This window comes from Chamaesiphon sp. OTE_8_metabat_110, assembly GCF_031382685.1.
Taxonomy (GTDB): Bacteria; Cyanobacteriota; Cyanobacteriia; order Cyanobacteriales; family Chamaesiphonaceae; genus Chamaesiphon.
Window position 1 is genome coordinate 1 of the sequence record NZ_JANMZA010000306.1, and the last position, 5,508, is coordinate 5,508.

6 protein-coding genes are annotated in these 5,508 nt (G+C 45.3%); 1 reads left to right on the forward strand and 5 read right to left on the reverse strand.

Annotation, left to right across the window (positions count from 1 at the left end; genetic code table 11):
• The 5 genes from RMO52_RS11245 to fni all read right to left on the reverse strand — a co-directional run.
• On the reverse strand, positions 1 to 486 hold a 486-nt coding region (locus RMO52_RS11245), incomplete at its 3' end, for a Uma2 family endonuclease (RefSeq protein WP_310414083.1).
• A gap of 66 nt (positions 487 to 552) precedes the next feature.
• Positions 553 to 987 (reverse strand): hypothetical protein, encoded by a 435-nt coding sequence (locus RMO52_RS11250; protein ID WP_309738012.1) that lies wholly within the window; start codon positions 985 to 987, stop codon positions 553 to 555.
• 117 nt (positions 988 to 1,104) lie between these two features.
• The gene (locus RMO52_RS11255) at positions 1,105 to 1,530 is read right to left on the reverse strand and encodes a hypothetical protein (protein ID WP_309738010.1); all 426 of its coding nucleotides are present in this window, start codon (positions 1,528 to 1,530) and stop codon (positions 1,105 to 1,107) included.
• Positions 1,531 to 1,668: 138 nt separating this feature from the next.
• Positions 1,669 to 3,477 carry a signal peptide peptidase SppA gene (gene sppA / locus RMO52_RS11260; RefSeq protein WP_310414088.1) on the reverse strand — a complete coding sequence of 603 codons (1,809 nt, stop codon included), beginning with the start codon at positions 3,475 to 3,477 and terminating at the stop codon, positions 1,669 to 1,671.
• Between the two features lie 394 nt (positions 3,478 to 3,871).
• Positions 3,872 to 4,894, reverse strand: a complete 1,023-nt coding sequence (gene fni, locus RMO52_RS11265) for a type 2 isopentenyl-diphosphate Delta-isomerase (protein WP_309744722.1) — start codon at positions 4,892 to 4,894, stop codon at positions 3,872 to 3,874.
• A 113-nt stretch (positions 4,895 to 5,007) separates the two neighbouring features.
• Here fni and dndE point away from each other — a divergent pair, with 113 nt between their 5' ends.
• Positions 5,008 to 5,397, forward strand: coding sequence for a DNA sulfur modification protein DndE (gene dndE / locus RMO52_RS11270; protein WP_396134953.1), 390 nt, complete (start codon positions 5,008 to 5,010; stop codon positions 5,395 to 5,397).
• The last annotated feature ends 111 nt before the right edge of the window (positions 5,398 to 5,508 follow it).

Consider the following 5,508-nt stretch of genomic DNA (forward strand, 5'->3'; position numbering starts at 1 on the left):
ATCGATTTCTCGATCCAAAGTTCGCCAGATAATATACTCCTGCACGCCATTTCGACGATATGCAGCTTTCTTGTCATGAAGATCGATCGAGACTGTACTAGCTGCTATTTCAACGACTAATTCTGGCGAACCTTCGATATAGTCGTCCTCAGTAATTCTCGCCCCTCTACCTGGCATAAACATCACCGCATCAGGTTGATATTCATTATCTAGATCGAGGCGGACTGTTGGCTCGATGCCTAGCGTTACTTCCTCTGTGGCAATTATTGAATAGTTCCACAACCAGCCAATGATATTTCCATGAGGTTTAGCATGAGATTCAAAACGTAACGGTGACGCCATGTAGACAATTCCTTCGATTAATTCCGCTTTATTACTCCCGTTTTTTTGATAAGGCATCGCAGTATAACGTCGCTCGAACTCATGGCGAGTGAGTCTGTCGCCATTTTCTAATAATGGGATAGTTTTTGAGGAGGTTGTAGTCATAATTTAGGCTCCACGACTATTAATTGTTTGAATCTTGCTTTCTATATCCGGTTGCACTGGTTGAGATTACTGTCTGATTTTAGTAGTAAACCCAGAAGCTTTAAACTTCTTCAATTGCAGCGGTAGAGTCGCACTCGATGGCACCGTAACTCGCATTTCAAAATCATTAATTCCTGGTGGTACCTGCTCGATTAAACCCACTCGTCCCCGATTTGGCAAGACATTGTTATTGTCTGCGTCGTAAATCCGTCCGTAGACATCGGCATCGTAGACTGTCTTACCCGATTTGTTTTCGGCTTTGCCAGTAATCAAGAAACACAGCGCATCTTGAGTCACGCCACCGCTACTCACCGCACCTTTAGACATTTCTGCCGAACAATCCTTGTAACCAACATTTGACAATGGGATGGGTGTAACTGCGAAAGCTGCGGGGGCAAACAGCCACGTAGACATCGATAAAGCGATCGCGACGGTAAAAGTGATGAAAGTACGAATTATCATGGGAGGAAGCGAGGGGGAGAGGGGGAGACTGGGAGACTGGGGGACTTGGGGACTTGGGGACGGGGAGATTCAATAGTCAACTATTCATTCTCTATTCCCTATTCCCTATCCCCTAACCTAAAACCATTGTCCCCCATTGAAGCGCGAATAGGGAGAGAGGATACGCAGAAGCGAATGAGTGACGATCGCACTCAATAGACTAAAGCTAGTATAAAACCCGATAAACCCAGGGATATTAAAGTTGGCTCGATCGATTCCTGGTAAGCCGATAACTTTAATAATCGTTACCAAAAATAACCCTTCCCATACCGCCGCGCCGAACTGTAATAAGCCATTCCAGTCGCCATCCCAGCGAAACCGCTGGAGCTGATGATAGCCAAAATCCCAGGCTAGTCCAAATATGCCCAGATAGATTAAGGTTAGTAAAGTTTGTCCGGCGATCGCTGGACTCGATCGGAGTACCATGAGAATGGTAAGCAACAGCCCGATTGTCGCCACTAACAACACGCGAATTTGCCAACGACCGAACAAAGTAAAAGTCATGATGTGTTCAGGGGTAACGCTCGGATTTACTGATGCTTAATTATGAATATTTGCCGATTCGAGGGTAATTAGGCACTGAGATTTTTTGGTGCGATCGTCTGACAGATTTGACTGATGTTATGCGCTACTAAGCTCATTCTAATCTAGTTTAAAGTTGAATGGTAAACGGACGTAAATACCGTGAGGATCGTTGAAGCTTTTGAGGGCATTCAGTTCGGTTTTGACTTTGAGCAATTCGGTAGTGAGGGGATCTTGACTCTGGAGCGAGCGAATTTCTTGGCTTCCACCAAATTGTTTAATTAGTTTCTCTTCCCAGCTTTCTACGACAGGGTATTCTTCTAGCTCCCAATCTTTACCTAATTTAGCAGTTTTTACTGCATGGGCGATCGCGTCATTAAGTCCACCGATTTCATCGACTAAGCCGATTTTTTTAGCATCAGTTCCCGACCAAACTCGCCCTTGGGCAATTTCGGCAACTTTTTCTTTTGGCAACTTCCGAGATTCGGCAACTTTATTGAGAAAATCATCGTAAATATCATTAACCATCTGTTGAGAAATTGCCAACTCTTGAGGAGTACGGGGTCGGGCGAGCGTCGTACTATCAGCTAATTTTGATGTTTTGACGACATCCCAGGTGATGCCATTATTATTAGCTAGTTTTTGATAGTTATAATTGATACTAATTACGCCGATCGATCCGGTAATTGTATTCGATTCGGCAAAGATTTTATTAGAATAAGTAGAGATCCAATAACCGCCAGATGCGGCAACATCGCCCATCGAAATAATTACGGGTTTCTCTTTGTGCAATAGTCGCACTTCCCGCTGAATGATGTCTGAAGCTAAAGCACTACCACCGGGGCTATTAACTCGCAATACTACTGCTTTGACATCTTTATCCAATCGCAATTCGCGGACTTGACGCGCGAGGCTATCACCGCCGATTTGTCCGGGCAATCCTTCACCGCTGACGATATTACCTTGGGCATAAATTACCGCGATTTTACGACTGGAACTGGTTGATGTTTTATTCGCGGTTTGGGCATAGTCACCGATACTGATTTTGCGGTAAGAAGTTTTATCTTCTTCATCAGCACCACTAATTTTCTTGAGTTCTGCTAAAACTTCATCTAGATAAGCAGTGCGATCGACTAGTTTATTTTGAATCGATTGGGCGGCGGTTAACATCCCGCGATCGTCTGCCATTTTTTGGATCGATTCAGGTGTTAGTTGCCGACTGGTGCCGATCGCAGTTTTGAATTCATTCCAGAGATTATTTAATAACTGTTGAGTTTCTTGTCTGGCTTCAGGACTAAACTTAGCTAAAGTCTGAGCTTCGCCAAAAGATTTGTACTTACCAACTCGGACGACTTCTACGCCGATCCCATATTTATTAAAAGCGTTTTTAAAAAACATCGTTTCCGAGCGAAAACCATTAATATCGACCGAACCCATCGGATTGATAAAGATCCGATTGGCAACTGATGATAGATAATAATCGCGTTTATCCAGATCGACATTGTAGGCAATAATTTGTTTGCCAGCGGCTCGAAATCGCTCTAGGGCAGTCCGGACTTCTTTGAGCGTAGCAAATCCCGTATTAGCTTGTTTGCCTTTACTACCATCTAAATAAATAGCGACAATCCGTTTATCTTTGGTCGCAGCATCGATCGCATTTAAAACAGTTTTTAATTCTGTCACGCGAGTGGCATCGCCTGCGAGGGTTTCTTGCAAGCTTTTACCTGGATTGAGATCGACGATCGATCGGGATAAGTCGAGCGTCAAAATCGACTTTTCGGGGACTTTAATAGTTTCGTTATTAGCAGCACTCTGAATCAGCGCACCGATCGTTATCGTTACTAAAGTCAATGATACTGCTGAAAATAAACTTAAGCCGAGGAGACTACCGATCGTACTAGCCAAGGCTTGCTTGAGAAATTGACGCATATGAAATATTTAAATTAATTGAGAATTGAGAATTGAGAATTGAGAATTGGGTTATTAAGATGGGGACTTAGACCCCTGCGTCTCGTCAGATAAAAGTGAGGTAGTAATTGTAAAAATAAAGTTTTAGTCTGGAGCCAAGCTGGATGACAACTAGGGTTTATTGCGTAGCTTTAGTATTTTTTTATACAGTTTAGTTATTGGAGGATTGTGAGGTTCGCGCCAATAATTAAATTGTAGATCGGTAGACTCGATCGTGATGGTATTCTTACAGTTGTCGAAACAGTAATTCTCAATTTTCCAGGGTAAGAGTCTTCATTATGCCCAGATTTCTCGATCGAACCTACCGATCTACCAATCTTTAACTGCTTTTGCGTAAATAAACTCGCTCTTATTATCAGAGTGGCTGCAAACAATCGGATTGTCGTAACGCCGACAGGTTTTGATTTCCGGTACAAAATAATACTGTCTGGATTTCTGCCATTAATATCTCCGCTAATTCCGCGACGGCGGGTGTCGAGATGTCCGCAGCTTGGAGAAACGGCAATGCCAAACCCCCCAGATCTGCCCCGAGGGCGATGGCTTTGGCGACATCCAAGCCATTTCGCAATCCGCCGGAGGCAATGAGCGGGAGCGTAGGCGCGATGTCGCGAATCGTAGCGATACAGGTAGCCGTAGGAATGCCCCAATCGGCAAAAGTCTCGCCGAGTCGTCGTTGCAGGGCAGTTTGAGCGCGTTCGCTCTCCACCTTTGCCCAGGAAGTCCCACCAGCACCCGCGACATCGATGCCAGTAACGCCAGCGGAGATTAATTGCTGGGCTATCGGTGCCGAAATCCCGTTGCCCACCTCTTTGACGATGACGGGGACAGACAGCCGCTGACAGACGGTAGCAATTCGATCGAGTAATCCCCTGAAATTCGTATCCCCGTGGGGTTGAATGCACTCCTGAAGGGGGTTGAGGTGCAGAATCAGGGCGTCGGCACCCAAGAATTCTACCGCTCGCGCACATTCATCGATCCCATAGCGATAATTGAGCTGGACGGCACCCAGATTGGCGAGTAATAATATATCGGGTGCAATTTGGCGGACTTGAAAAGTGTCGGCGACTTGAGGTTGCTCGATGGCTACGCGCACAGATCCGACACCCATCGCCAGTTTATACTCCTGTGCTACTTCCGCCAATCGATAATTGATCTCTTTGGCTTGGGCTGTCCCCCCAGTCATGGAGGACATCAAAATTGGTGCGCCTAGCTCTTTGCCGAGAAATTTGGTCTTCAGGTCGATATCTTGGTAATCTAATTCTGGCAGACAACTGTGACTGAACTGATACCGATCGAATCCACTGCCTTGAGTGTGAAACTGGACATCTGATTCTAGACAGATCCGAATATGTTCGGCTTTGCGTTGAACTGTGGACATAGTTAGTAGATGCTTGGTAAATCGTCCTGTAGCCCCGAGCGTGTGTATTTAAACACTGCCTCCCAGGTAATCCCATCTCAAGTACTCAATCTAATATTTAGTAAATGACGACGATGGAACCCCCTATAAATAACATTAAACTGTCCCAAACTGCTAAAGACCAATTAGTTAAGCTCAAAAAATCGACTAAAATCGAGCAGTGGAATATCCTCTGTCGCTGGGCTTTTTTTCGCTCTTTAGCAGAAGCCACGCCACCATCACCGATCCCCATTCCCGCCGATAGTAACCTGGAAATGAGCTGGCGGGTATTTGGTGGTGAATTGGCAGATATTGCCATTCTCGCGCTCAAACAGCGATGTTACCAAGATGGATTGGAACTAACGCCAGAAGTTTTGGCGGCACAATTTCGGCTGCATTTACATCGCGGCATCGGCTATCTCGCCGGAGATCCGAGTCTGCGGAAAATCGAACATCTAGTTGGCTTAGCGACTGGCGATGCGTGATAAGAGGGTAGAGGGTAAATGGTAGATGGTAGATGGTAGATGGTGTTTGAAAAGTCTAATTGCTGCGTTCATGATGGGTAAATCCCCCTGTCTTGTCGGTTTTTTATTCTG